The organism is Acinetobacter endophylla (assembly GCF_053543775.1).
Genome location: NZ_JBLVOM010000050.1, coordinates 1 through 714, shown reverse-complemented (window position 1 = coordinate 714; position 714 = coordinate 1). Strand labels below are relative to the sequence as shown.

General features: G+C 44.7%; 1 protein-coding gene and 1 pseudogene. Both read right to left on the bottom strand.

Features of this window, described 5'->3' with window-relative positions:
- Positions 1-165, bottom strand: a pseudogene (locus ACNPNW_RS04270) (dethiobiotin synthase); the annotation flags it as partial.
- Positions 162-714 (bottom strand): methyltransferase domain-containing protein (locus ACNPNW_RS04265; protein ID WP_448766575.1); only part of this gene is annotated, 553 nt, incomplete at its 5' end. The gene ACNPNW_RS04265 and the pseudogene ACNPNW_RS04270, both read right to left, overlap by 4 nt.

Here is a 714-nt window from a genome sequence, read left to right as displayed (position 1 = left end):
ATGCTGTTCGATATCTTCTGATATATCGACATTTCCGGTCTGGATCAGCTTTTGGGTTATGGTACGAATGCCCTGCTCATTCCAATTTTTGGCCAGAAAACCAGTAGTAAAGGTTTTACCAATTGCGGTATCAATGCCGCTGACAAAATAAATCTGTGCGCTCATGCTGTCTTCCGTGCAATGACATAAACCGGATGATAGGTCAGTGCATACTGTTTGCTTTCAGGGTCTTGGAATTGTCGATAGCCGGTATAAAAATCCTGTAAGGACGATTTTGTCCACCGAAACCCCTGTGCCGTCGCCTGTACACCAGTGGCTTTGATATGCTGTAACACCTGTTTCGGATGCTCAAAATGCAAGGTCATCTGTTCTTCTGTCTGCAGCAGAATGTCAAAGCCTAAGGATTCAAGCAGTTCACAGACCTCCGCTAAAGGCAGATAATCCAAGCCTTGTCCGGTCAGTGCCTTAATTTCCTTTAAATTATTGTCCGTATAACTGGCAAAACACAGATGCCCAGAGGGATTTAAGGCCTGCGCAATGTTGAGCAACAATGCTTTTAAATCCGAGATCCATTGCAATGCAGAACACGACAGCACCATGTCCAGAGACTGCGGCAGTGGCAAGGTTTCAATATTACCAATCCCCCACAAAAGCCGATCAGCTTCCGGGAAATGCTGCTTCACTTCGGCATATAGATCATTTAAAAATAAATGA